Source organism: Nostoc sp. DedQUE02, from assembly GCF_034531035.1.
GTDB lineage: Bacteria > Cyanobacteriota > Cyanobacteriia > Cyanobacteriales > Nostocaceae > Nostoc.
This window is the reverse complement of sequence record NZ_JAVRBY020000004.1, coordinates 55,596-80,842: the sequence shown is the minus strand read 5'-3', so window position 1 is coordinate 80,842 and position 25,247 is coordinate 55,596. Positions and strand designations below refer to the sequence as shown.

The 25,247-nt window shown below is 40.0% G+C and carries 21 protein-coding genes; 9 read left to right on the top strand and 12 right to left on the bottom strand.

Features of this window, described 5'->3' with window-relative positions:
- Positions 1-67: 67 nt before the first annotated feature.
- The 3 genes from RMX98_RS05760 to RMX98_RS05750 are packed head-to-tail and all read right to left on the bottom strand — an operon-like array spanning position 68 to position 3,541.
- On the bottom strand, positions 68-616 hold the full coding sequence (locus tag RMX98_RS05760) for an ImmA/IrrE family metallo-endopeptidase (protein WP_322678839.1): 549 nt from the start codon (positions 614-616) through the stop codon (positions 68-70).
- 4 nt (positions 617-620) lie between these two features.
- A complete protein-coding gene (locus RMX98_RS05755; RefSeq protein WP_322678840.1) occupies positions 621-830 on the bottom strand; it encodes a hypothetical protein in 210 nt (69 codons plus the stop codon).
- Positions 830-3,541 carry a helicase-related protein gene (locus RMX98_RS05750; protein WP_322678841.1) on the bottom strand — a complete coding sequence of 904 codons (2,712 nt, stop codon included), beginning with the start codon at positions 3,539-3,541 and terminating at the stop codon, positions 830-832. The genes RMX98_RS05755 and RMX98_RS05750 overlap by 1 nt, the downstream gene beginning before the upstream one ends.
- Positions 3,542-3,760: 219 nt before the next feature.
- Here RMX98_RS05750 and RMX98_RS05745 point away from each other — a divergent pair, with 219 nt between their 5' ends.
- The 3 genes from RMX98_RS05745 to RMX98_RS05735 all read left to right on the top strand — a co-directional run bounded on the left by RMX98_RS05745 (position 3,761) and on the right by RMX98_RS05735 (position 8,502).
- Positions 3,761-4,837: a hypothetical protein gene (locus RMX98_RS05745; RefSeq protein WP_409880954.1), complete on the top strand. Its 1,077-nt coding sequence runs from the start codon at positions 3,761-3,763 to the stop codon at positions 4,835-4,837.
- Between the two features lie 24 nt (positions 4,838-4,861).
- Positions 4,862-7,831 (top strand): RNaseH domain-containing protein, encoded by a 2,970-nt coding sequence (locus RMX98_RS05740; RefSeq protein WP_322678843.1) that lies wholly within the window; start codon positions 4,862-4,864, stop codon positions 7,829-7,831.
- Between the two features lie 161 nt (positions 7,832-7,992).
- Positions 7,993-8,502, top strand: a complete 510-nt coding sequence (locus tag RMX98_RS05735) for a hypothetical protein (protein ID WP_409880953.1) — start codon at positions 7,993-7,995, stop codon at positions 8,500-8,502.
- Here the strand turns inward: RMX98_RS05735 and RMX98_RS05730 are convergent.
- The 3 genes from RMX98_RS05730 to modA all read right to left on the bottom strand — a co-directional run bounded on the left by RMX98_RS05730 (position 8,499) and on the right by modA (position 10,894).
- The gene (locus RMX98_RS05730; RefSeq protein ID WP_322678845.1) at positions 8,499-9,173 is read right to left on the bottom strand and encodes a DUF642 domain-containing protein; all 675 of its coding nucleotides are present in this window, start codon (positions 9,171-9,173) and stop codon (positions 8,499-8,501) included. The genes RMX98_RS05735 and RMX98_RS05730 overlap by 4 nt on opposite strands.
- Positions 9,174-9,343: 170 nt before the next feature.
- Positions 9,344-9,970, bottom strand: a complete 627-nt coding sequence (locus RMX98_RS05725; protein WP_322678846.1) for a DUF642 domain-containing protein — start codon at positions 9,968-9,970, stop codon at positions 9,344-9,346.
- Between the two features lie 66 nt (positions 9,971-10,036).
- Positions 10,037-10,894 carry a molybdate ABC transporter substrate-binding protein gene (modA, locus tag RMX98_RS05720; RefSeq protein ID WP_322678847.1) on the bottom strand — a complete coding sequence of 286 codons (858 nt, stop codon included), beginning with the start codon at positions 10,892-10,894 and terminating at the stop codon, positions 10,037-10,039.
- A gap of 887 nt (positions 10,895-11,781) precedes the next feature.
- Between modA and RMX98_RS05715 the strand changes: the two genes are divergently transcribed.
- Entirely contained in the window at positions 11,782-12,183 is a 402-nt protein-coding gene (locus RMX98_RS05715) for a fasciclin domain-containing protein (protein WP_322678848.1), read from the top strand.
- A 193-nt stretch (positions 12,184-12,376) separates the two neighbouring features.
- Here RMX98_RS05715 and sfsA read toward each other — a convergent pair whose 3' ends face one another.
- The gene (sfsA, locus tag RMX98_RS05710; protein WP_322678900.1) at positions 12,377-13,102 is read right to left on the bottom strand and encodes a DNA/RNA nuclease SfsA; all 726 of its coding nucleotides are present in this window, start codon (positions 13,100-13,102) and stop codon (positions 12,377-12,379) included.
- Positions 13,103-13,341: 239 nt separating this feature from the next.
- On the opposite strand from sfsA, the gene RMX98_RS05705 reads away from it, so the two are divergent.
- The gene (locus tag RMX98_RS05705; protein WP_322678849.1) at positions 13,342-14,010 is read left to right on the top strand and encodes a 2OG-Fe dioxygenase family protein; all 669 of its coding nucleotides are present in this window, start codon (positions 13,342-13,344) and stop codon (positions 14,008-14,010) included.
- 539 nt (positions 14,011-14,549) lie between these two features.
- Entirely contained in the window at positions 14,550-15,818 is a 1,269-nt protein-coding gene (locus RMX98_RS05700; protein ID WP_322678850.1) for a tetratricopeptide repeat protein, read from the top strand.
- Between the two features lie 88 nt (positions 15,819-15,906).
- Here the strand turns inward: RMX98_RS05700 and RMX98_RS05695 are convergent, their stop codons facing one another.
- Positions 15,907-16,740, bottom strand: coding sequence for a DUF4114 domain-containing protein (locus RMX98_RS05695; protein ID WP_322678851.1), 834 nt, complete (start codon positions 16,738-16,740; stop codon positions 15,907-15,909).
- A 707-nt stretch (positions 16,741-17,447) separates the two neighbouring features.
- On the opposite strand from RMX98_RS05695, the gene argS reads away from it, so the two are divergent.
- From argS to RMX98_RS05680, 3 genes are all read left to right on the top strand, one after another.
- Positions 17,448-19,202, top strand: a complete 1,755-nt coding sequence (gene argS / locus RMX98_RS05690) for an arginine--tRNA ligase (protein ID WP_322678852.1) — start codon at positions 17,448-17,450, stop codon at positions 19,200-19,202.
- A 126-nt stretch (positions 19,203-19,328) separates the two neighbouring features.
- The gene (locus RMX98_RS05685) at positions 19,329-19,892 is read left to right on the top strand and encodes a Uma2 family endonuclease (RefSeq protein WP_322678853.1); all 564 of its coding nucleotides are present in this window, start codon (positions 19,329-19,331) and stop codon (positions 19,890-19,892) included.
- Between the two features lie 37 nt (positions 19,893-19,929).
- Complete coding sequence (locus tag RMX98_RS05680; protein WP_322678854.1) at positions 19,930-20,394, top strand: cobalamin biosynthesis protein; 465 nt, start codon at positions 19,930-19,932, stop codon at positions 20,392-20,394.
- Between the two features lie 5 nt (positions 20,395-20,399).
- On the opposite strand, the gene RMX98_RS05675 is transcribed toward RMX98_RS05680, so the two are convergent.
- The 4 genes from RMX98_RS05675 to RMX98_RS05660 form a co-directional block, all read right to left on the bottom strand.
- Positions 20,400-20,753 (bottom strand): phage holin family protein, encoded by a 354-nt coding sequence (locus tag RMX98_RS05675; protein ID WP_322678855.1) that lies wholly within the window; start codon positions 20,751-20,753, stop codon positions 20,400-20,402.
- A 546-nt stretch (positions 20,754-21,299) separates the two neighbouring features.
- Entirely contained in the window at positions 21,300-22,331 is a 1,032-nt protein-coding gene (locus RMX98_RS05670) for a peptidoglycan-binding domain-containing protein (RefSeq protein WP_322678856.1), read from the bottom strand.
- Between the two features lie 106 nt (positions 22,332-22,437).
- Positions 22,438-23,733 carry a pitrilysin family protein gene (locus tag RMX98_RS05665; RefSeq protein ID WP_322678857.1) on the bottom strand — a complete coding sequence of 432 codons (1,296 nt, stop codon included), beginning with the start codon at positions 23,731-23,733 and terminating at the stop codon, positions 22,438-22,440.
- A gap of 111 nt (positions 23,734-23,844) precedes the next feature.
- A complete protein-coding gene (locus RMX98_RS05660; protein WP_322678858.1) occupies positions 23,845-25,110 on the bottom strand; it encodes a pitrilysin family protein in 1,266 nt (421 codons plus the stop codon).
- Between the last annotated feature and the right edge of the window lie 137 nt (positions 25,111-25,247).

Sequence of the window (25,247 nt, the reverse complement as noted above, 5' to 3'; positions counted from 1 at the left end):
ATCACTAACTTGAAAAAGGAAGTGGGAGTAGGAGAATTTGAATTTTCCCATGATTTCTCTTGAAACCTTATAAGCATTTGACAGGCACATTAGTCACATTGCTGCGAAATTGAACCATAGCTTCACTAGCACCGAAATGTCCTGCAATTTGAGGTAACAGCATCTTTCGTTGTGTTGCCCACAGTAGACCACGTTTGGGAATTTGAAGGCATCCCCCCAAATAAGTTGCTTCATCTTCGTTGTTTTGTTTACGTTTTGGTAGTCCAGTTACCGAATCAAAGCCAACAGCCTTATGATTGAACAACACATGAGCTATTTCATGCATCAGATTTGATTCATACCGTGCAGGTGCATGACGCGGGTTGTATACAATCCATAGTGGGTTATAGCGTATAATCCCTGCTGACCACCCATCGCTAGCAAGTAATACTGCTACTTGCTCTGGCTCTAAATTTGGAACCCGATCGGGTGTAAAAAGTTTTGCTCCTAACTTGGTTGCTAGAATGTCTGCGGGTAACGGTTCAAACGATCGCACTCGAAGTAAGCTTCGTTGTTCAGTTGCGATCGCCTCACAGCGTTGTCTAAATTCCGGCGATAGACTTTGAATTAATGACATATATTTAGGGATCTTTCTTCAATTCGCCATCATTTTGAGAGAGATCGCGATACGCTGCTTTAACTAAAGATGCTAAAGCATTAGCGATCGCTGGATCAAGATTTTTGTCAGCGCGTAGTTGAATAGCGATCGCTTCAGGTGTATCCAGTTGATCTTCTTCTGCGGTTCTAAACAACTCCGCAGGCCGCACTTCTAGCCAGTAGATATAACGCACTAGTATCTAGCTAAACTTTCAAAATCATTATAATCATTAGACTTACGTGCTGGCTTAAGATACATTGCACATTCTCTGACAACATCATCTAAATTAGCATTATTGTGTTGACACCACTCTTTTATACAGGCATAGCTAAGTTCTTCAATTTCATCAGCATTGACGAGTGCAAGTTCAGTATTTTCCTCACATTGAAGTAAATCAAGTAATTGATTACGCGATTTCTTCTGCAAGCTTTTTGACTTAGGATCGTAAAGAGTCCATTTGTATTCATCCTTGTATTTAAATAAAACGTAAATCAAAATTGTTCGACCTGAATAAATTTTTGCACTAATAATATCGTCATGAATATTACGAGCGTAGTCGCGGTTATTATATAGCTTAGATGCATGGTGATAAAATGGTGATACATTGTCATCAACTAAAGCCTCTAGATCAAGCACACCCGATTGAATTGTGACTTTGGATGTATTATTGAAAAAATTAACTTCTTCTTTCTCATTTATAGATAGAACAGGAAGCTCCATAATTTCTTGAGATTGACTGTGGCGATTTGTCAGGTTACTGTAACGTTTTGCAATACCTAAATCTCGTAAAGCCTCACCTTCTAGCGGTGGAACAAAAGTGTAAAGCTCCACAGTACGTGGTTCAATCCAGGGTCTTAGAACACGCCCTGCTCTTTGTGTAGGCTCAATTGCTGTCCAAGCTAGATCGTAATTTATAACTACAGGTGCATCTTGTAGGTTAATACCAACACCATGAGCATCAGTTGAAATAAAAACTTCGTAAGTCTCTTCGTACTTTCCTTCGGCTCGGTTTGCGACTGGGGCAAACTTTTTAATTGCTTGCAAAATATCTCGTTCACTTTTAGGTACGTATTGACTTTTTCCTTGCTTACTTGTGCGCTTCATTGTGCCAAATACTCTCAGATAGGGAAGTAAAGCATTAACGGCTCTAACCAAATAGACCACTGTTGCACGACGCTCACAAAAAATGATAACTTTTTTATTATTAGACTGAACTTCTTGTAGAAAGCTACATAGAGATGCAAGCTTCTGATCATCAGTAAACTGCATTTGGTTTAATCGACTTAGGAGCGGCTCTAATATTTCACGGCGCTGAGATTGAGACATTTCAAACTCAAAATCATATGACAAGTTTCGTTTACCTGGGGTGTTTATAACTTTTTTGATAATTTCACGAAGTGCCCACGGTGAACTGGCCCAGGCAACTTCTGCTTGCGTTTCTATAAACTTGCGTGACTCTGGAGGATCTGTAACGGTAAAGCAACCATCCCTAACAACTTGAGAGATTTCGCTTTCCATGAATAGATGGAAATTAACTCGATATAACTTGACAAGCGGAATGTATCGCTTTTGCTGTCCAAACTCAATTAATACGCCATTCTCTAGCTTCTGTCCATACTGTTGTGCAACATAAGGTGTAGTTAATTGAGACACAACAGGCAAGTTGATAAATCCTTTTATGCTATCTGTATGCCAATTGAAATTTTTCTTGTTTTGTTTATCCGACAAAGTTTCAATTTCCGCAGTGTGAGGTAAAAGCAAAAGTTGGTGATTGAGATTACTAATATCTTTAGAGTAAGGTGAACCAGTGAGAAGTAAGACTTTACAGCCGCTTTTTTTAATTCGGGAAATCAATCTTTGAAATGAGCGCCTTCTAGGGCCTTCTGCACTATCATGGCAATTTCTAAATAGATGGCATTCATCAATAATAATGAGCCATTGCTTATTTATTTTTTCTTCTATTTCGATAAAGTGTTCAAGATTACGATCATCGTTTGGATCTTCTTTATCTAAAGCTTGATAGCCGATGTAGGTCTGAGGGATACCCGCATCCATAAATTCATACTCCCATTGCCTTTTTACTAATTTGGGGCCAATAATCAATACATGTATAATTTTATCTGCTCTAAAAAGTTGCAAGGAGAGGTGAGTAGCAACAACAGTCTTTCCAAGACCTGTTGAGGCAACTAACATAACTCCGCTGTGATCGCTTATTTTCTGTAAAGCTTCAGCAATCATTGCTCTTTGATAATTTGTTGGCGGAGTATACTTATTATCAATTTCTACATCCTCAAAAGCAAGTAAGGTTTTGAGGTAAATATCCCACGGAGAAGCAAGTTTCAACCAATCTTCGAGAGCTTTAAGTAGCCTCTGAGTTAAATCTACTGCTTCAGCAAAATATTCATCAAATTCCTTGACAAATTTTATAACTTCATCATTCTGAGCCAGTATATTACCAGCTTCAACCTGTTCTATTAACCCATGTTTAGTTAAATTTGCTGAAGTTACGATGGCAACCTTACAGTCAACCAAGTAAAGTTTTCCATGATGCTTCATAGCACGTGCATCCACGAGCCGAAATTGACCTCTCCGGATTTTCTCAACCAAATCTGCTACAGCTTGACGGCGATTACCTGCTGATGATCCTGTTGCTAAATCTTTCGTGATTTCTTGGATCAGAAGACGCTGTGCGTTTCCTTCATCTTGTCTTTTAGTTCGTTCGTTAATTCCAACCAACAGATCAACATACTTTCCTTTTACAACATTTCGAATCTGATCCCAACCATTTACAGTAAAATAGCCAGTTGCAATACGAATTTTTGATTGGCATTTTGGGAAGTAGTATTGGATTTGTTCATAGATTATCTTGGGAGCAAACCAGGATATTGGCAGAGAATCAGTCATAACTCGGTGCTTATATAAAGATGACTTAGATTGAAGATAGATTAAACAATAGTACATTTAAACTATAAAAAATAATACATTTGAACTAAATTTGGTTAATTATGTTACTTTTTGCCAGTTATGAATGAATTTAAGTGGTTCTAATTTGCAGACTATTTCTGGAAAGTTCTACTTTTGAGATTCGCCTGTTTCCACGTTGGTAATCCCCAAGGGGTTTTAATGCCAGAACAGAGGGCGAGAGATGCGATCGCTCAAAGTAATTTCAAATTTCTTCCCCAATTCAACCAAAAGAACAAACCCCTCCGCATTTCTGGTAGCCCTGAACAACAGAAAATGGGCTTGTTTCAAGAAATAGCGCGATCGCTCGTTGGTACTAACGGTACAGGTCATTTGGGGCAAGAACTCAGGGAATTAGAACGTCTTGGCGAAAATGATTTGAATGATCACTGGAAGGATCGCGATCGCCTTCTTTTATTAGTCAACTCCTACGATCAAGCTCGTTGGGCAGCAAACGAAATTCGCAATTGCTGGTCAAGTAAGCAGGACGTTGTTTATCACCTAGTTCCTGACAATATAGAGACATACACGGAAGATAACTTTGATGAGCTAGCGAAATTTGTCAAACCACCTGATAAGGGTGCGCTCAATCGTGCAGATATTGAAACTTTTGGGCAAACTAAGGGAGAGATTCTTGTTGCTCCTATGAATGCGATCGGGCGTGGTTTCAATATTTTGAATGCCAACGGTAAAGCCGCATTTGGTGCTATTTACTTTCTGACTCGTCCATATCCACACCCACATGATACACAGGCGATCGCTCAAGAAATGAACCGTCGTGCTTTAGACTGGGCGGATAAAGCAGACTTTCTAGCATGGCAACAAGGAGACGGAATTGTACAACGTGCTGAAAAGGTGCGTCAACTAGCGGCGCGTTACTGGCGAGCAGTTGAGCAACGTTCTTACTACAAAACCCTACGTGATAATCAAGAATTACTTGCTTTTCCTCGATTTGACCTTGCTGCAAGCACTGCTGGGTTGATTATTCAAGCCGTTGGTCGTCTTTTGCGTGGAGGTGTCCCATTTCGTGGTTATTTTGTCGATGCAGCTTGGGCACCCAAGAGTGCTGCAAGGAAAGCTGATCCAGAATTATCTGAACTAGATACAGAAGAGACAAGTCTTCTGGTTGCGATGCTTCTACGAATCTGCGACTACGCCAGCGAGGAAAACACAGTAGGAAATGCGCTTTACAAGCCTCTAGCCGATGCACTGGAAAGAATCGAAGACCTGTATTGGTAAATTTTTTGTATAAAGGAATTCATAATGCCTAAAAAAGACGTGCAATCTCGTATTCTCTTACCTGCCAGAATGAATCTTGCAGAAGATGCTCTTACAGATTTGGAAATTGCGGTACTTGAGTTTCCATTTTTAGAAATTGTTAGTGACTTTTGTAACAGCATAGAACAAGTTATGTTGCCTCAGCGTAAATCAAAGGTTCGTTGGCCGTACCGACAGTTAAACAATGGATTACTTGCCTGTGCATCAACATTGACACATGGTTTTGAATACTTTGCTCCAGGCGATTATCGAGCATTAGCTGTGGGAACAGTTGAAAATCCGTTGCGAGTTCCAACTCCTGAGCAAATACATGAGTTAGTGATTATTTGGGCGCAAGAGTGGGCAAAGAAATTTGATGGTAAAGGTAAAGCAGATCAGGTGAATAGTGTTTGCGATCGCTTTCTTGAAAACATGGTCATAATTCCTACTAATTGGAATTGGCAACCTATTACTCCAAAAACGCTCGTTCAAAACATCAATTCCGAAAAAGGACTGGGATACCAAGCTATTCCTAGTTTCTTGGCAACATTGCTGCATGAAAAAAAATGTGTTATTCGCTCCGGGCAAAGAGAGCAAGAAATTCAGTGGCGCAAGGTACAAGGCGATGACTCAGGTCGTACTGGACTATTCCTAGTCAGTCAAGCATTTCCGGCACTGTACACAGATGATTATGGTAAAGAAAGGGAAGGTTATTTTGTCTATCGCCTGGATTTTCGCGTTCAGACTCAAGCAGGGCGATTCAACCAAAATGGCAAGCTTCAACCGTGGATTTTTTTGCATTTAAGTTGCCAACGATATGCTCATGAGCGATTAATCGAAACTAATTATGGTCGTGACATCTCTGTACTGATGGGAATGAATGAGGAACGTTTATCTGGTTACGAAGTAGATTCAACTTTGATACGTCTTACCATTGAGAACAATGGAAGAGAAGATAGTAATCTGTGGAAATTTCAATTACCAAATCTGTTAGCTGCATTCAAAGCGCGTACCCTTGAAACAACCGATAACATTCTTTGCAACCCTGCTAGATACGGCAATTTAGATAATCATCCTAACTTTAATAGAGATGAATATTATTTAGTTCATGCTGAAGGATACAAGTATGAACATGAAAACCATAAAAGAGGACATAGCATTAAACCAGGATTTAGTTTACAGGAACGCGGTGATATCGTTGCTCAAGTATTAGAACTTTTAAACGGTGTTTTGATACCAGATAATCCAATGCAGTGTGATATTCCTGTTCCATCTGGACAAAAGACACCCTTGGCGATGCGTGATTACGAATATATTTCTCAACCTCCAAGTTTTACAAAACAACAAAAAGAAAAGCTGACTGAAAAAGAAATTAAGCAACGTGTAAATAACCGTCGTCAAGAAAGACAAACGATCGTTGCTGATGCTATTGAGCGGGCATTGCAAGAAAAACCCATACATATTTTTCTTCTGTGGCGCGAACGAGATACCTGTGATGTAACTTACCAGACATTGTGTGATGCTTTCCTGCTCAATGAAGGAGAAGATTTTCCAGAACATATCAAAGTATCATCTGTATGGATTAACGATCCAAATCTTTTGAAACCCCTCGACACAGCCGGACTTACACCTAAAGATGGTCAAGAGTTTGATAAACAAATACGCAAGCAGCATCAAATGAAACTCGATGCATGGCGCGACTTTCTAAAACATAAGATTATTGCTTCAATTGACTCTACTACTAAGCCTTACTGTTTTGCGATCGTTGAGATTGGACAAACAAAAAAGAAGGGAGTTCATCCTAAACAAAGCATTTATAGAGTTGTTCGTGAAGCTTGTGTGTTAGAAAAAATTAGTTCTCAAATGGTGCAAACGGTTAAACCAAAACCAGCTGACAAAGAAGATGAAAGCACAGATATACCGCTATCTTACAGCAAGAAGACAGAAGGACGTATTTTGAATGCTGTACTGGATCTAACGCTACGCCAAGTTGGGGCACTCTATGGACTGCCCTCAGAAGTCTATGAACGGGCAGGAATACCCAAAGAAATTGCCCAAAACCTAGATGTAATTGCCCTTTGCCGCCGAAAAGCTACTCAAGGTCAAGAGAATATTCACTATGCCTTAGCTGTTCGTCTGCGGGCAAATGGTGCAGTTGATGTGTTATTCCCCGATCGCAACAATTGGATTCCTTATGCACAGGCGGGGATTGAACTGGGACAGCTTTTCTCACGGGTACGGTGCGATCGCAATTACAAAACAGTTCAATTACAGGGAATAGAATTAGCAAAATTTGCGGCGGATGTAATAACACAAGTGGGCGATTGTCCTACCCTTGTCTTAATCGAAGCAGATGTATGGCGTAATGAGCGTGGTGAAGAAAACGGAGGTCAAGCTTGGTTTCAACTAAAAAATGAATATTTCCTTGCAAAACGGAATATCTTAGACTTCCAACACGTTCCAGGTCATGCTTGTGTATATCCTCGTGACCATAACCAGCTTAGGAACCTACTAGGAATAATTCGCTTTCGCACTGGCGACGAAACAACTCAATACATCACCAATCGAAAAACTTGGAATGAAAATTCTCCAGCACGAGATTTAATTCACTTAAGTGGTTTTTACGATACCTCTGTACCTGAGTTGCTCCATTACTTCTCTATTGGAAAATTACCGAAAACACAAAAAGCTCAAGATACCTCAACAGCACGCGAACTCTATATGCTTGATTCTCAAGATGACGAATACGGTGTAAATATTGCATTCAAGCACCAGCAGATGCTAGAAATGCTTCCCTTTTTCATTCATTCTGATTTTCACAAAACAGAAGAAAGCCTAAAATCACTTTGCCGAGTGCCACACTATTTACGAATCTCACCAGCATGGTCTATGGGTAATATTCATTCACCATATCCAATGCATTTAGGTAAACAACTAATAAAGGATCACTTATGCATTCTTGGTGTAGAAGTTTGATTCAATATTTCTCATCTATGAACAAATTCTATAGCTTTGAGTTTTTAAAGTGTATGAGCTTTTAATCTGTTACCAGAGATGGAATAGTTAATGAATATAAAGCAGCAAGTGCAACTTACACGTGATAATGAACAACATTCTTAACCTAACCGTCTCTCCAGTTGCGATCGCGATTATTGGTGGTGGCTTTAGCGGTTCTCTACGGCGCGAGGACTGCTCCATCTGGTACGTCAAAAACTGCACAAGGCTCTGACTCAAGAATACGCCAGTTCCTACAACTGGGGGAACCCCGGCAACGGACTGGCTCAAGATTGGCGGCCGGTAATCGATGCCATCCGGCCAATTATTCCCCAACTTTGGCAAGCAATGCCATTACCAGAACAGAAGCGATGTCTCTGTCAGAACTTCAACTTACCCCAACCGAAAAAGATGGTGGAAGCAGTGCCTGCAAATCAGCATTGTGGCAAAGTTCTAGTTGCATAGGACTATCAAATTTGAACTTTGTTGAGCAATGGAAAGGGTCAGAGGGAAAGGTTCAGGCGATGCTTACAACTGAACTACACCTTGACACCTTTTCCATTAAAATTGTATGGCGATGTCTAACAACAAGTCGGTGCGCGTCTACGCTCTGTTGTTTGCCAAGTGTGACAAAAAAGGGCTATTCTTTCTAGCTAATTGCCTTCTTTTTCTTCAACCATCCTCCTAGCAACCCAGCAGTTAATACTATTCCTCCAATAGTTGATGGTTCAGGTACAGTAACAGTCACAGGTTTTACACTCACATTATCCAAGTATAAAAAACCATAACTAGCTTTACCACCCAACTTTAACTCTGTAGATGATTGTGTCGCCACAAAATTTAAGTCATATTGTGTGAAAGGACTTCCAGCAACATTTATAGTATTGATTTTGTCAAAAACTTGATTTCCATCGATAAATGCCTGAAATATGTTATCAACTTGACTGTTATCTTCATCTGTTCCTAAAAAGAAACTGAGATTATAATTACTCCCGATAGTTGTAGCCAAATTCTGAGAGATATAAGCAGGATTTACAAATGAACCAATTGATAAACCTTGATTACCACTCTCATACTGAGGAAAATTGTTAATTCTAATCCCTGATGTATCTATCGGATTGCCAGATTTAATCCAGTCTGTAATATTAGGATTTGTAACGTTTGGATTGTTAGTATCTACGAGGGGATCGAGTTCAAAGCTTCCGTTTTTAACAAGTTCTGCCGCTTGTGCTGCTGTATTATAACTATTGTTAATCACAGCAGTGCTAATTAAGGTAGTGGTAACACTAAAAACAATAATTGAGAGTTTTTTAGTTAACTTCATGAAAATTGACTCCAAATAATTTCAAATTTTGACAATTCCAGCAAGTTGATAGTTACATTTATTACTTTGTTAAGCTAGTTTGAGGGTTTGTAGTAAGCACTTTAGGGCTTATAAAATAAAGAACTAAAGTTCTTACTACGAATTAAGCTTGACAGACTTCTACATAAAGTTTAGTCATCCCTATCATCTATCACTTCATCTCCATAGTTTTCTCCCTGATGTTCAGGTGTAGCTTTGACACTTACATCATCCAAATATAAAAACCCATACTTGGCTTTAGAAGCAAACTTGATCTCTGTGGATGTTGCTTTAGCTTTAAAATCTAAGGTGTATTGCGTGTAGGGTTGGTAAGGAGTATCATTTTGCACAGAAACTTTCTTTCCACCTATAAAAACCTTAAATTTATTCTTAAGGTTAGGTGCTTCCTCTATGGATGCAAAATAGTAAGTAAGTTGGTAATGTTGACCAGGAATTGTAGGGATCGTCTGTGATATGTAGCTAATACCTGAAAATGAACCAAGCGATAAACCTTGGTTGCCAGTATGAGGAAAGTTGCTAATTGTAATACCTGATATATCTATCAGCTCACCAGATTTAACCCATGCTGTAACATTTGAATTTACAATGTTAGGATCATTAGGATCTACAAGAGGATCGATTTCAAATCCCCCGTTGATAATTAGCTCTTGTCCTTCCGCTTGTGCTGCCGATTTATAAGTATTGGTAATTACAGCAGTATAAAGGAAAGCAGTGGTCAAACTGCAAACAATAATTGAGAGTTTTTTAGTGAACTTCATGAGGCATTACTCCAAATAGTTCAAAATTCATGACAACAACTACTTAATTGATTTACTTTGTGGTGATTAAGGTGCAAGAAACCCATAATTATTTCTGAAGATATTCTGGGCAGTAGTACCAGTTAAGTAGTTAGAAAAACTCTGTGCTGTTGTTAAAACTGTAGTTCTGGTGAGTATACCCAGTGGATAGACAATCGGATCGCTCTCTGTTGTTAGGGCAGTTTCTACGACTCTTACCTTGTTAGAAATGGCAGCATCAGTTTTGTAAACGGCACCTGCATCGATAGTTTTATTTACACCTCCAATAGTGACAGAAGCTTTATTTTCGACAGCAGTTAAAACGTTACGCACATTGCTGGCAAGGTATAATTTAGGGGTAAGAGTAGTGAAAATACCTCGGCTAGTGAGAACTTGTTTGGCATAATTTCCTGCTGGCACAAGTGGAGGATTACCTGTGTAGTCACCTATCGCAACACCACTAATATTGGCATTGGTCAAACCATTGAAGCTAGTAAGAGCAGCACTACCAGCACTAACAGGAGGTGTCGTAGGAGCAATCAAAACTAGACGGTTTCTGACAATGTTCTTACGGCTACCTGCAACCAATTTACTAGGGCTTGAATTCTGCAAAACATCTATTTGATCGGTAGCAGCAGAAATGAAAATATCTGCTGGTGCTCCTGCTTGTATTTGGCTCAGTAAGGTACCAGAAGCACCAAACGTGTAAACAACGTTGACGCTTGGGTTAGCAGTTTGGTACTGAGTCTTAATGGCGTTCAGGGCGTTTGTTAAGCTGACAGCCGCATACACATTAAGTGTGGTTGTGGAGTTTGCTGGCGATAAATTGACAAACTGGAAGCCTATTACCAGCATCATGCTGGTAACTGCCGTAGCAATCCAAGCGATAAGTCTTCTTCTGTTCATGAAAGTTATAGTTTGGGGAAAATATTACCTAAAAGTCTCATTGTTGACATACCTGACTTACGCACAGGCAGCGAAAAAACCAACTACCGAGAAGGCAGAGGATATGGATAAATGGGAGCTATAGAAGATTTTGGCGTAAATCCTACGCATCATAAATTCTGGAAATAAATAGCCAATCACAATTGCTAAAAGCATTAGTGTGATGAGCCGTTTATTATTTCCAAGTGGAATTACACAAACAGCAAGTGAAATATATTTGGTGATGAAATAATATCAGTTAAATAGACTTATTACCAACATTTTTGGTCAAAAATTCATGACAAAAAGCTAGAACAAACATCCTATAAAGATAAAAAAGCCTTACTGGCAAAGGTTTTGCTATAAAATATCAGATAATTCCTAAAAATATACAATCCTGGATATACCAACAAAATACTTAAATTTATCTTTTTTAACTAACTTTTTTGGTAAAACTAGTGCTGCATTGATTAGACTTCTTGGCATTTGTCGGGAAAAGGGGCGGGAGGAAAGGGAAAGGTTCTGTATTTTGCCTTTCCCCCGGTTGGTGAGCTTGCCGAACCATAACCTTTACCCTTTTTCCACAAGAGTGCAAAAAGCACTTTTGCAAGAGGTCTATTTTAATGAACAGCGATCGCCCCCACCGTTGTATAAAAAAAGAGTGATACTTGCGGCGGTAAACTATGCATTTAAAAATGCTTGTAAAGTATCCGCCCACATAACATATAATTCTTTTTTTGTATAAAAATATATATAAACTTTTATGATATCAATAAAAAATTTGATTTTACATACGCCTAACGATAGATAGATTTTATTAAATAAATAGTTTAGATTTGTAACAAGTTACACAGAACTAGGTAAAACACATGGCCAACATAGTTGATACCGCCGCTAACAATGGTTCTTTCAACACACTAGTTGCAGCAATTCAAGCAGCTGGTCTGGTAGATACACTTAAAGGCCCTGGGCCATTCACCGTCTTTGCACCCACCGATGAAGCGTTTAATAAGCTTCCAGCAGGTACAGTAGACGCATTACTGCAAGATATTCCCAAGCTCAAGCAAATCTTGACCTATCATGTTGTTTCAGGCAAAGTACTGGCTGCTGATGTAGTTAAACTGAAGACAGCTACAACAGTTGAAGGTTCAGATGTAAAAATTGACGCATCTAACGGCGTTAAGATCAATGATGCAACAGTTGCAGCCGCAGATGTTGCTGCTGATAACGGTGTTATCCACGTCATTGACACAGTTTTGATTCCTGCGTAAGCAAGCTTCAGAATAGCGAACGCTATTTCTGGGGTGGCGACTACTTTATAGTCGTTTCTTCATTACAGTCTGGTTGAATGTTTTTTAGTAAACATCAACTGTCAATAAATCCATTTAGACACGATCTAGATGGATTTATTGTTTTATGTATGTAGAGACGTTGCAATTGCTAGTCTGTTTTAATTAGATGTAATCAAATTTTTAGTTTTGCCAAACCCAAATAACGGATACCTTCGGGGGAAATGTCAAAACGGCAAGGTAAGACTTCTAAACCGAGAGCGATCGCATCCCGTAACAATTTACCATATACGGGATCTGTGCGATCGCCAGGAGAGAACTCGATACAATCACCGCGATTGATAAAGTAAAGCATTACCGCACGAGTTAAAGGTAACAGCGCCATCAATTCTCGCAAGTGCTTTTGCCCTCTTGTAGTCTCCGTATCAGGAAATAGCGCTAATCTCCCTTCAGACAAAGTTGTATTTTTCACTTCTAAATAAATCGGGCGTTCCTCATCATTCCCCGTCAAGAAAAAATCCACTCGACTTTTTTTATCTAGCCCATAAACTACCTCGCCCTTGATTTGGCTATAGTTGCCCAATTCCGGGAAAAGGTATTTCGCCAAAGCTAGCTTTACCACCCGATTCGGCAAAAAAGTATTTATGCCTACCCAAGTTGGCTCATTATCATGTACCTGAATTAGTTCTAAAGTGTAAGCCAATTTCCGGTTAAGATTATCGCTTTTGGAAAGCTGTACCGCACTTTGGGGAGTCGATACTCCAGTCATTGGCCCTGTATTGGGACAGTGTGCTGTGACTATTTCGCCAGAAGTAAGTTGAACGTCAGCAAAAAACCGCTTGTAACGCTTGAGTAAAATACCGGGATACAAAGGTGGGTACTTGTAAAGCCAATCTATCATTATGGAACCTTGTTGCTGTTTGTAAATATACGTTGATTCTTTGCCCACCGAACCTATATCTGCAAATCTTTTCAGCAGCGACTCCGCCCTGTGACAGAATTTGAGTAACTTCATATATCATTAATTGTCAATTTTTGTAGTCAAATTGACAACATAGTAATAAAAAGTAGCATATACTAAGTGTTATAAGCCTCCCATAAAAATCTGGGAGAATTTCAATGTGCAAGGAGGTAAATCCTATGCAAAAAGTGTGGACAGCAACGGAACTAGAATATGCTTTTCTATTTACTCTCAGAAAGGTAAATTCGATCAGTCTAGAAGGTTTCAAGCCATTTTTTAGTAGTATGCCTCTTGACCCTTATATCAAAGGCAATTATCGTTCCAGAAGATTATCTCGGTTCACAGTCTCTGGAAATCAGTTAATCAAATTACCTCACGGGGTCTTCTTTCAAAGTAAAGAGTATAATCGATTAGCAGGTGACATCAAAAGAGAGTTTGCAGAATTAGATGATGCACTCATAGAACTTGATATTTTCAAAAATCTTGTTTTGGCATTTAGTGATTCTTGTAAACTTCATCCTGAAGCTGAAATCGGAGTTCATCAAATTAGAATTAGTTGTTCTCCAGAGAATTTTGGTAATCCAGCGCCTGAAGGTATCCATCAAGATGGAACTGATTTTATTGGTATATTCTCAGTAAATAGAGAGAATATTCAAGGTGGAGAAACACATCTTTATACTGCTAAAAAAGAAAAGCCTGTGTTTAGCAAAGTTCTAAATCCGGGGGAACTATTATTGGTTAACGATCATGAATTTTTCCACTTCGCCAATCCCATAAAACCACAAACTGACGCTCAAGGAAATTGGGATGTTTTTGTCCTGACTTCTCCTAGCTTGCTTTCAGAATAATTTTAGTGTAATAATTCAGCACGCAGGAATCAAAAATTAGAATAAATCCAGTCTGATTAGTATATTGATTCCACAAATTTTGTGCCGATATTAAACTATTCTGAATCTTAGTTAACTGTAAATTTTTTACCATCTCTGAAGTATGGAGAATTGAATACATTCAATTCTCCAGATTTTTTTATTTTTAATTGGAAATCATCTGGTTGAGGTGATTTATCTAATTTAATAGGTAAAGTTGCCAGATAATTAAGAAAGCTATAACTCTTTCTATATCTGTTGTAATAGTCCTAATTTTCATAGATGAAAATTATTATTGATATTTGAACTAAATCTAAGTCTAAAATATGGAAGTGTACAATATTATATTGGGTAAATTCCATTCATTATAACTTAGGGTGGTGTATTTGTTTTATTTCATCGAAAATCCGAAATGAAGCAAAGCCAGACTGGATACTTAAAATATTAAAGGTAAGTGCATAAATTAAACTACAAAACAAGCCTGCTGGAATTCACCTAACTGAATCAACCAAAGAACTGCCATGAATGACGAATTCTACAATAGAGGATTGGAAAAGGCTAGGCGAAAAGACTACGCTGGAGCAATTGAGGAATTTAACCATGCTTTACAACTGACACCTTACTTTACCGAAGCTTACTTGCAACGGGGTTTGGCACATTATGACTCAGGAGCAATTCTTAAGGCTGTTTCAGATTATACCGAAGCCCTGAAGCTGAATCCTGAGAGTGTAGAGGCATATTATTGTCGTGCATTAGCTAGGGTGGCGCTGAAAAATTTACCAGGGGCGCTAGAGGATGTGGAACGTGCGATTCGTCTCAATCTCAATTATGCTGCTGCTTATAATCTGCGGGGGATGGTGCGGCGCAAACAGGGTTATATTCAAGATGCGATCGCTAACTTTAAAAAAGCTGCTGGGTTATATCTAGAACAACAGGACAAAGAGAATTGTCGTCTGTGTCTAGAACGAATTAAACAGTTACAACCTCAAGATGTACCTGCTATTAAGCAATCACATTCTACCAATGCACCAATTTTATCCACCAATGATTATTTCACACAATTATTAGAAAAGGCTGAAAAGGGAGATACCCAAGAGGCACTCGCCGATTTAAACTGGGTATTAAAAGCCGATCCGCAAGATGCCCAAGCTTACTGCTGTCGTGGGGTTGTGCGTTGTAAAATGGGAGATTATCGAGAAGCGATCGCAGATTTTAATCAAGCATTGCAACTAAATTTTCAAGATGCCATTGTCTATCGCAACCGAGGCAAAGCACGTTCTGTATTGGGAGATCATCAAGGAGCGATCGCGGATCTTAACCAAGCACTCCAGATACAACCGGAAGATGCCTTAGTTTATATTGCCAGAGGTAATGTCTATCGAGCAACAGGTAATTATCTCGATGCAATTAAAGATTACACCCAAGCGCTGCAAATCAATCCCAATGATGCTCAAGCTTACTACAATCGCGGCATTGCCTATACTTGCATAGAAGAAATGCAAAACGCCGTAGAGAATTATCAACGGGCGGCGAGTGTTTTTTGTGAACAAGAAGACTGGGGAAATTATCAACAAGTCTTAAGTAGTCTAGAAAAAATCCAGAAATTTAGTCCAGAGTCAAAAAAGCAAAAATATCACCTGCTACGTCAGCGACTTTTGCGAATGGTTGGGGGATATTGGGAAATTGCCGAAAGATTGATTCAGCAGAAACAAGATTATCATCCTGGGATGTCAGACGAGTGGTATTTGCAAAAAGTCATTGATGATTTAGAACGCGATCGCGGTAGATAAAATATAAATGCCACTACACACGTAAATTCACCCGTACACTTATACGGGTGAAAATGCGATTAATTACTTGGTTACAAAGCTTGAAAGTTTAGTTAACATTGCGAGTTTGACGGCGACGGCGCAATCCAAACATACTAACTGCTCCCACTGCAAACATTGACAGAGTAACAGACGGTTCAGGAACAGTAGCACCAATTAATTCTCTAACATTTGCCTCGCCGATATCAAGAACAACCACAACATCATTAAAGTCACGATCAGAACCTTCGTTTTGCTTACCAGTTATAGGATCTACCCCTGAAGCGTGTAAATCGCCGTATAAATCCTCAAATGCCATGAGGATGTAGTTGTTGTAAGCGTAAGCAACTGCGTGCTGTAGTCCATCAGCATTAGAGCCAGTTTCAGTACCAAAGATATTGGCAGAGTTACCACGATTTAAACCATCAGCTCTCAACCAAAAGTCGAGTTGAGTACCTGCGGTAATATTACCAAGTTTGACCCCATCGCCCAGTTGTAATGCATTGCCGCCCCAGTTGCCAACACATCCGGCTCCTTCACAAGAAATATCATTAAAAAGCAGCCCAGATTTGTTAGTAGTTCCTGTGGCATTGAAGGCTAATTGGTTTCTATAACCTGCACCCTCATTAATAAAGTAAACAGAAACATCGTGGTCGTATTTTAAGTTTAATTTACTGGGGTCTAATTTAAATTGCCCACTATTTGGTAAAACAACACTTTCTGCTTGGACAAATTGTTGAAAAGGAGTGTCATTAAAACCAGTTTGAGACTTGTTATATACCGTTGGTTGAGTCCAGGAATTATCCCAAGTAAAATCAGCAGCAGATGCAGTTTCTACTTGGGAAACTAATCCGGTGAAGGTGGCTGCAACAGCAATCAGGGCAGTGAGTAAACTAGGTTTCATATCAGATTTCATTAAGTAGGGAAAAAATTTAAGATAATGCTGCTTTGAACAGTTATCCGTCTTAGTTTGTTTCTTACTTCTAACAGCTATACTTCTGTAAAGTCAATCTGTAATTCAACTTTTATTACTATATTTAAATAGCTGTTTATTTAAAGTGCATATACGTAAAAAAAGACTATTTTTCATTGGCAAATACTGTTGTTAGCCCTTAGTAATTAAACTTAGATATAATAAAGATTTGATGAAATATTTATAATTTTTATGAATATAAAATCTGCAATTTATATATTTAAAGACTAAAAGCTTAATCTGTAGGGATTTTCATTTGAATGAGGTAAATAAGTAAGGCTGCATTGTTATGCGTGTCCACCTAGCGCTAGTGAAGGTGATTTGCGGCTATAGAAACAGAGCTGAACTCCGTACTTACGTTAATAAACGTAGTAGTCTATCAAGTCAACGAAACTTGGGTAAATAAGTTTGTAGTCAGTATTTTAGTTTTTGTCTTAAACACTAAAGTGATTACTACATGGACACTCATCCACTACGGTATCGTCAGAATCTGGAAGTTATGCCGAGGATGGGAGACAATTTAAGGGATTGTACTTGAGGATAACAATCCCTGCTTAGACTTGATGAATATCTTTTAAGGTTAAAATAATCAAGCTTTTCCAGAGCTACATTCCCCTTCTCACAGATAAAATTTATATATGAACGCTACACAAGAAAAACTAAAAGATCAGGTTGAGCAGGCTTTAGTCGCCGCTTTTGGCGCTGACTTCGCTGGAGTAGATCCAATTTTGGTTCCTGCTAGCAATCCTAAATTTGGCGATTATCAGGCGAATGTGGCTTTATCCCTGAGTAAAAAGTTAGGATTGCAACCAAGAGCGATCGCAGATGCGATCGCCCTGAAACTAGATGTATCCGAAATCTGCGAACCGCCGGAAATCGCTGGCCCAGGATTTATCAATCTCAAACTGAAAACAGCATACTTAGAAGCACAACTAAACGCGATTCAAGCCGATCCCAGACTGGGAGTTCCAGCTGCGAAAACGCCTAAACGGGAAATTGTGGATTTTTCCAGTCCTAATATTGCCAAAGAAATGCACGTCGGACACTTGCGTTCGACGATTATTGGTGATTCCATCGCCCGAATTTTAGAATTTCAAGGACATGATGTACTGCGGTTAAATCATGTCGGTGATTGGGGTACGCAGTTTGGAATGTTAATTGCCTATCTGCGCGAAGTTTACCCAGACGCTCTTACCACTGCGAATGCTTTAGATATTGGTGATTTAGTCTCTTTTTATCGCAAAGCCAAACTGCGGTTTGATGCCGATGAAGCTTTTCAAGAAACAGCACGCCAAGAAGTTGTCAGATTACAAGCAGGTGCAGAAGATACAATTCATGCTTGGAAACTTTTGTGCGAACAGTCACGGCGGGAGTTTCAAGTAATTTATGAGTTATTGGATATCAAGTTAACTGAACGAGGCGAATCTTTCTACAATCCCTTACTACCAGGAGTTGTGGAAGATTTAGAAAAATCTGGGTTACTGGTAGAAAACCAAGGGGCAAAATGTGTTTTCTTGGAAGGGTTTACAAATAGAGAAGGTGAACCTTTGCCCTTAATTGTGCAGAAATCAGATGGCGGCTATAACTATGCCACAACAGATTTAGCATCTCTCCGTTACCGGATTCAGCAGGATCGAGCAAAGCGGATAATTTATGTAACAGACGCTGGACAAGGAAACCACTTTACTCAGGTTTTCCAGGTTGCACGCAAAGCCGGATGGATTCCTGATGATGTGGAATTAGTGCATGTGCCTTTTGGGTTGGTGTTAGGAGAAGATGGCAAGAAAATCAAAACTCGTTTTGGGGATACTGTGCGGTTGCGGGATTTATTAGATGAAGCTGTTTCTCGTGCCCATGCTGACCTAAAAACTAGATTACAAAAAGAAGAACGCCAAGAAAGTGAAGAATTCATTAATGAAGTTGCTAGAGTAGTTGGAATCAGCGCAGTTAAGTATGCAGACTTAAGCCAAAATCGCACCAGTAACTACATCTTCAGCTACGACAAAATGCTGGATCTTAAAGGTAATACTGCGCCCTATATGCTATATGTTTATGCACGGATTTATGGGATTAGCCGCAAGGGTGATATTAACTTTAAAGAGTTGGGAAATAATGCCGTTTTGTTGCAGCATGAAACAGAATTAGTGCTGGCAAAATATTTACTTCAACTGGATGAAGTTATTAGTAATGTAGAGCAAGATTTGTTGCCCAATCGTTTATGTGAGTATTTGTTTGAACTGAGTCAAAAGTTTAACCAATTCTATGATCGCTGTCCCATATTACAAGCTGAGGAACCGCAGCGCACATCCCGTTTAGTTTTATGTGATTTGACTGCTAGAACTCTGAAGCTGGGATTATCTTTGTTGGGAATTCAGGTATTGGAGAGGATGTAATATTTTTTTTAACGCAAAGGTACGCTGAGGTAGCGCAAAGGTACGCAGAGTAAGAGTTAAGTTGATTTTTTCTTTGTGTACTTTGCGCTTTTTTTATTAGAATTGCTGGACTGGAGGCGATAGCTTATGGTACGGACACCATCTAAAAATATAACTTTGGCAGAGTTTCTAATGTTACCAGAAACAAAGCCCGCTAATGAATACATCGATGGTGAAATTATTCAAAAACCTATGCCACAAGGAAAGCACAGTACAATTCGAGGTGAAATGATTAGCACCATCAGCTCAATAGTGAAGCCCAAGCGAATTGCTCGTGCTTTTCCAGAACTGCGGTGTACTTTTGGTGGAAGATCAATAGTGCCAGATGTTTCTGTGTTCACTTGGCAAAGAATTCCCTGTGATGAAAATGGTGAAGTCGCCAATGTATTCCAAGCAGCTCCCGATTGGACTATCGAGATTCTATCACCTGACCAAAGACAAACGAAAGTCACAAAAAATATCCTGCATTGCCTGAATTATGAAACACAAATGGGTTGGCTGATTGATCCAGAAGAACAAACGGTGTTTGTCTACATCCGCAATCAACAGCCAGTCATGTTGGATGAACTAGAAGCTTTACTCCCTTTGCCAGATTTTGCAAGTGAGTTGAGGCTGACTGTAGGAGATTTATTTGGTTGGCTGTTGCAGTAAACCAAATCTTGACGAATTGAATAAGGAAATATACCAAGTGCAACAGGTTTTATGGGTAGGAATCGGTTGTAAACGAGGAACATCATGGCAGTTGATTGATGGGGCGATTGAGCAAGTATTTCGAGAAAATCAACTTTTTCCAAGTGCGATCGCAGGGATTGCTACCATTGACACTAAAGCCTCGGAAGTTGGCTTAGTAGAACTTTGCCACCTCCGTAATTTGCCTTTAAAAACCTTTTCTGCCGAAATTCTTCGCTGTGTGTGTGTCCCCAACCCGACCACAATTACCGACTACAAAGTAGGTACACCCAGCGTAGCAGAGGCCGCTGCTATTCTTGCAGCGACTCAACTCACACCATTGGCTGTTTTCCCTTTTACAAACATAGAGGAATTGCAGGTAAAGTTCTTAGTTCCTAAACGAATTTTCCAGGTACAAGGGCAAACAGGAGCGGTAACACTAGCTGTTGCCCAAGCCTCAAATATTAGTATTACAATTTACTAATTTTTCTAGTCAACAACTCTCAAAAAATAGTTAATTACGCTAGAAACAATTGCTAGCACAATTGAACCTAACAAAGCAGGTAAAAAGCCCTGAATTTCAAAACCATAACCAGGAGTTAGGGCACTGGCCAACCAAAGGGTTAAGGCATTAATCACCAATGTAAATAAACCAAAGGTGAGTAAGGTAATCGGAAAGGTCAAAATCTGCAAAATTGGTCTAATAAATGCATTAACCAGACCAATAACAAAGGCAGCAACTAAGGCAGTCAGAAAATTCTTGATAAAGAATCCCGGAACGATATTAGCAGTAATGAATAACGCCACCGCACTACCGAGCCAAGTTAATAAAAAGTGTTGCATAAGTTTTTTTAGAGGATTTAGCAGTCAGTTTAATTAATTTCAGTATTGTCATCTGTGATCTGTAACACGATCAGGTGTCCTTGTGCTTGACTCCTAAAGTTGTCATCATCTTTTGTCAGGCTAAAAGCAATGTAATTTTTCAGTGCTGGCAAGAGAGATACTTCTAATCCAATACGCTTGGGTTAAGCAAATTTATCTGTTAAGGCAGGCTGTTCTTGAGCAGGGGAGGCTTCGGGAGCAGGGGGAGAGAAAAAAGCTTAACTGAACTGTATTGACTTCTAATCGGTATATCTTTATCGTATTGCAGGATGTACCGCATTAAATTCATAAAAAATGGTGTGAAGCGCAAAACCCGTACAAAGGTTTCTCTGAGTTGAGAAACCTCGGTAATTAGGGATTTTCAAACAATAAATAAATTATCCAGTTTTGTATGGTAGACAGCGTTCGACTGAGCGCTCATGCCGAAGTCTTGCCCGCACCTTTGGTCAAGGGCGGGTGGACGCTATATGTATTAAGCTTGAAGAGTGGGGATACGCTTAACGACGGTTAACGCCGCAAAAGAACCTCCCAAGTAGAGCCACCAACTACACCGTCAGCTTCTAAACCATAGCGCTTTTGTGCTGCTTTCACAGCTTCTTCGGTTGTCTCGCCAAAGTCTCCATCAGCATTGCCTTTTAAGAAACCAAGCTTTTTCAGTTGTTGTTGCAATTTAACAACTTCAGAACCACGTAATCCTATACGCAAAATTGGCATTCCTTCTGAGGTGTATTGAATGCCAGGGGTTCGCTGAGTACTTGTTTTTGGCTGAGTTCGAGTATTTTGCCCAGTCCGTGTAGTTGCTTGAGTTCGAGTAGTTGATGTAGTCCGATTTGGTGTTTTTTGTCTGCTTGAAGTTGTAGTTTTTCTTGGGGTAGCAGGTCTTGGCTCAGGGCTGGTTGCGACTTGGGTTACAGCTTTTTTTGGGGTAGTAGGTTTTGGTTGAGAGCTAGTCGCAACTTGTGTTACAGCTTGCCTTGGGGGATTGGGGTTAGAATTTACAACATTGGTGACGTTGTTAGACTGGGTTGGAACAGGAAAATTTGTAGCTGAGTTAAATCTTGGCTGGGATGAAGGGACGGTTGATGCTGCTACTGGTTGATTAGGAAAAAGTCGTTGCCAAGTGCTGGCATCAACAATACCATCTGGATTCAAGCCCGCCGCTTGTTTAAACCGGGAAACAGCACTAGCTGTATTCTCACTATAAATACCATCTACTGCACCAGAATAAAAACCTAAAAGTTTCAGAGCTGCCTGAAGTTCTGATACGCGTTCGCCTTGACTACCAACTTTGAGGCTTGGACGGTTAATACTATCTTGAGGATTTCCTTGGGCAATTTTTTGTGGAGCTGCTATTGATACTACAGCCGTTGAGGTAATAAGCAGAGGCGTAGCAGAAAACAAGAGTATTTTAATGGCTGATAAAGATTTAGACCTCTTTGGCCACCAATCTTTTTGCCGTTTTTCCATTCTACAGCGATTTACAGTTGGGTCTAGTAATTTTAAGTAACTCAAAATACTTGCTGTCAGGCTGCTTTGCATGGAATTCACTCCCAGAATATTCTCATGCTAATGGTACAGCCGCTTGGTCTAAAAAACAGCTGCTGCATTTTACAATATCTCCGACGGGCGTCGTTGCGGCAGATTTTCAGTTCGCGATCGCTCGATTAATTGCTTCTTCTTGACCAACTAAAGACAAGTAAGGCTCTTTTAAATACTTACAAGCTGAAGCGATCGCATCCTTGGCACTCACCGCCGCAACCAATTCTTGGAACTTGGTGTCAAAATCAATTCCTAAGCCCAAAATTTCATACCAGCCGTATATCTGAGCAATTTGCCCGTTGGTTTGTTTACCCAAGGCGTATTGCCCCAGAATCTTGTTTTTAGCAGCTTGGAGTGCGCTTTCGGATACTTCAGTGGTACACAACAAATCTACTTCTGTACGCAATCCTTCTAGGGCAATGCTGGTATTTTCTGGTGCTGTACCCATGTAAACTACAAAGGAGGCTGGAAATAGCCTTGTGGAGTAAAAGGCGGATACTTCGTAAGCTAAACCTCGTTTTTCCCGCAATTCGACAAACAAGCGGCTAGAAAGCCCATTTCCCAAGTAGGTACACAGCAATTTCAAGGCGGCGTAGTCAACAGAACTCACCGATGTTCCCAAATACCCAAGCATCACGATTGATTGTTGTGTCTGTAGTGGCTTTAACCTTACCTGCGGTTCCACTTTAATCTCAGGTAAATTCAGTATTGGTACTGCCTGGGCTGGCGCTTGCCAATCAGCAAAAACTTCTTCCACTAATGCTACTGCATCTGTGGGTGTGACTCTACCAGCAATACTAATTACTACATTATCTGGACGAAAATAAGTCTGGTGATACTCCACTAAATCTGCACGAGTTAAGCGGTTCATGGTGGTTTCATCCCCCAGTACTGACATAGAGTAGGGATGATTTTGGTACATTACCTGCCGCATTTGTTCAAAGGCGACATTGAACGGTTGCTCTTTTTGAGAACGAATATCCTGGAGTGCTAAACGCCGTTCTAGTTCTACTTGAGTTTCAGGAAAAGTAGGCGATCGCAAAATCTGCCCTGCCAATGTTAGAATTTCCCCAAAATCGGATGTTACCGTTTTGAAAGATAGCAAAAAATAATCAGTGCCAGCATCCGCACTCAAACTCGCCCCTACAGACTCGACTTTTTCTGCAATTTCCAAGCTAGAAAGTCCATCACATCCCTTTGTCATCACTGCTGATAACAAATGTGCTAACCCTGCTTTTTCCCGATTTTCGTTACAACTACCGGCACGCACAAAGATTCGTGCTGCAATAATGTCCGCAGCCGGATTTTCTGCCACCAGCACGACAATCCCATTGTTCAATACAGTGCGATGGATGGGCGATTTTTGCAGCAAGGTTGTCATTTGTCTTTTGTCATTTGTCATTTGTCATTTGTCCTTTGTCCTTTGTCCTTTGTCAAAAATTAATGTCCTATGCCCAATGCCCAATGCCCAATACTTCGACTACGCTCAGTACAAGTGCCCAATGCCCAATAACTAACACGGTTTAAGTACAGTAACCGCGTAATTTTCTAGTGAGAGATACTGTTTAGCTAATTTTTGCAATTCTTTGGCATCAAAAGACTGAATCTGCTGGGGATATGTCACAGCTAATTCAGCTTGGGCGATGGTATTGTAGTATCCATAAAGCCCTGTCAGTTGATTTGGCGTTTCGGTAGAAAACGCATACTCGTTACATAGCAACCTGCGTGTCCTAGCAAGTTCTTGTTCGCTAATTCCTTTAGTCTGCAAATCATCCAAATGAGCGCAAATTAAAGACTCAACTTTTTCTAGATTTTCTGGTTCTAACCAAGCAGTAATTGTAAATAAACTTGATTCTCGTTGTAGAGAAAAACTACTGCAAATTCCCTGTACCAATTGCAAATCTTCTCGCAAATCACGCACTAAACGCGAAGTCCGCCCTTCTGCCAATAACACTGACAAGAAATCTAAACCATAGCCAGTACGGATATCTTCTACTCCGGGTACCAGCCACGCCATCAACAATCGCGCTTGTTCTATGCGTGGTAAACACAATTCTTGACGATGAATTCCGGCGATTGCTGGCTTTGTCACTTTCTCCAACTGCGGACAATTTGAGGGTTCGGCAAAATCAGCAAAGGAATGATTTACCATTTCCCAAGCTGGTTGCTGGGCTATACCCCCGGCAATTACCACCGTCATGTTTTCCGGCTGATAGTGAGTGCGGTGAAAACAGCGCATTGCTTCTGGCGATTGCTGCATCAGTTCTTGCTCTGTACCCAACACCGAACGTCCGTAAGGGTGATGCGGATAGATGCTTTGAATCAGCGCTTGAAATCCTATCCAGTCGGAATCGTCTTGACAAGAGCGAATTTCTTCTAGCACTACATCCCGTTCGCGGCTAAATTCATCTTCTGGAATTGCCGCATTGAGTAGTAGTTCTCCCAAGTAGGGCAGAGTATCTTTTAAATAAGGAGCAGCTGTAGTGAGTGAATAATGAGCATAATCATAGCTTGTCGCTGCATTACTCACGCCACCCCGATTTTCAACTTTGGAATCGAACATTCCAGGGGGTAGCGTCGCCGTACCTTTAAAAATCATGTGTTCTAAAAAGTGCGCCATACCAAACCACGGTTTTGGCTCTAAGCTGGCTCCAGCACGCACCCAAACATCCGCCACAACTACAGGAGTAGTGAGAATTTCTTGATGAATAAAAGTTAAACCACTCTCTAGTCGGAAGACCGAGGCTGGAAATACGGTATTAGTTAGTTGTTTTAACAATTTTTTGTAGTTTTAACCACAATTTAACGCAATTGTGTCATTTTAACTCTGAACGCTACCTCATTTAGAATCAAGGTATACAGATTTAGTAGAATTATGCTATTGCTGTTCTCCACATTACCGAAAAATTAAAAGCG

Bases quoted from the DNA above. Each gene is read 5' to 3' on its own strand.
- sfsA (WP_322678900.1), bottom strand. From the start codon at position 13,102: ATGATAGATTGGCTTTACAAGTACCCACCTTTGTATCCCGGTATTTTA.
- RMX98_RS05700 (WP_322678850.1), top strand. From the start codon at position 14,550: ATGAATGACGAATTCTACAATAGAGGATTGGAAAAGGCTAGGCGAAAA.
- RMX98_RS05745 (WP_409880954.1), top strand. From the start codon at position 3,761: ATGCCAGAACAGAGGGCGAGAGATGCGATCGCTCAAAGTAATTTCAAA.
- RMX98_RS05705 (WP_322678849.1), top strand. From the start codon at position 13,342: ATGCAAAAAGTGTGGACAGCAACGGAACTAGAATATGCTTTTCTATTT.
- RMX98_RS05695 (WP_322678851.1), bottom strand. From the start codon at position 16,740: ATGAAACCTAGTTTACTCACTGCCCTGATTGCTGTTGCAGCCACCTTC.
- RMX98_RS05675 (WP_322678855.1), bottom strand. From the start codon at position 20,753: ATGCAACACTTTTTATTAACTTGGCTCGGTAGTGCGGTGGCGTTATTC.
- RMX98_RS05715 (WP_322678848.1), top strand. From the start codon at position 11,782: ATGGCCAACATAGTTGATACCGCCGCTAACAATGGTTCTTTCAACACA.
- RMX98_RS05670 (WP_322678856.1), bottom strand. From the start codon at position 22,331: ATGCAAAGCAGCCTGACAGCAAGTATTTTGAGTTACTTAAAATTACTA.
- RMX98_RS05725 (WP_322678846.1), bottom strand. From the start codon at position 9,970: ATGAAGTTCACTAAAAAACTCTCAATTATTGTTTGCAGTTTGACCACT.
- argS (WP_322678852.1), top strand. From the start codon at position 17,448: ATGAACGCTACACAAGAAAAACTAAAAGATCAGGTTGAGCAGGCTTTA.
- RMX98_RS05740 (WP_322678843.1), top strand. From the start codon at position 4,862: ATGCCTAAAAAAGACGTGCAATCTCGTATTCTCTTACCTGCCAGAATG.
- RMX98_RS05750 (WP_322678841.1), bottom strand. From the start codon at position 3,541: ATGACTGATTCTCTGCCAATATCCTGGTTTGCTCCCAAGATAATCTAT.
- RMX98_RS05760 (WP_322678839.1), bottom strand. From the start codon at position 616: ATGTCATTAATTCAAAGTCTATCGCCGGAATTTAGACAACGCTGTGAG.
- RMX98_RS05730 (WP_322678845.1), bottom strand. From the start codon at position 9,173: ATGAAGTTAACTAAAAAACTCTCAATTATTGTTTTTAGTGTTACCACT.
- RMX98_RS05685 (WP_322678853.1), top strand. From the start codon at position 19,329: ATGGTACGGACACCATCTAAAAATATAACTTTGGCAGAGTTTCTAATG.
- modA (WP_322678847.1), bottom strand. From the start codon at position 10,894: ATGAACAGAAGAAGACTTATCGCTTGGATTGCTACGGCAGTTACCAGC.
- RMX98_RS05665 (WP_322678857.1), bottom strand. From the start codon at position 23,733: ATGACAAATGACAAAAGACAAATGACAACCTTGCTGCAAAAATCGCCC.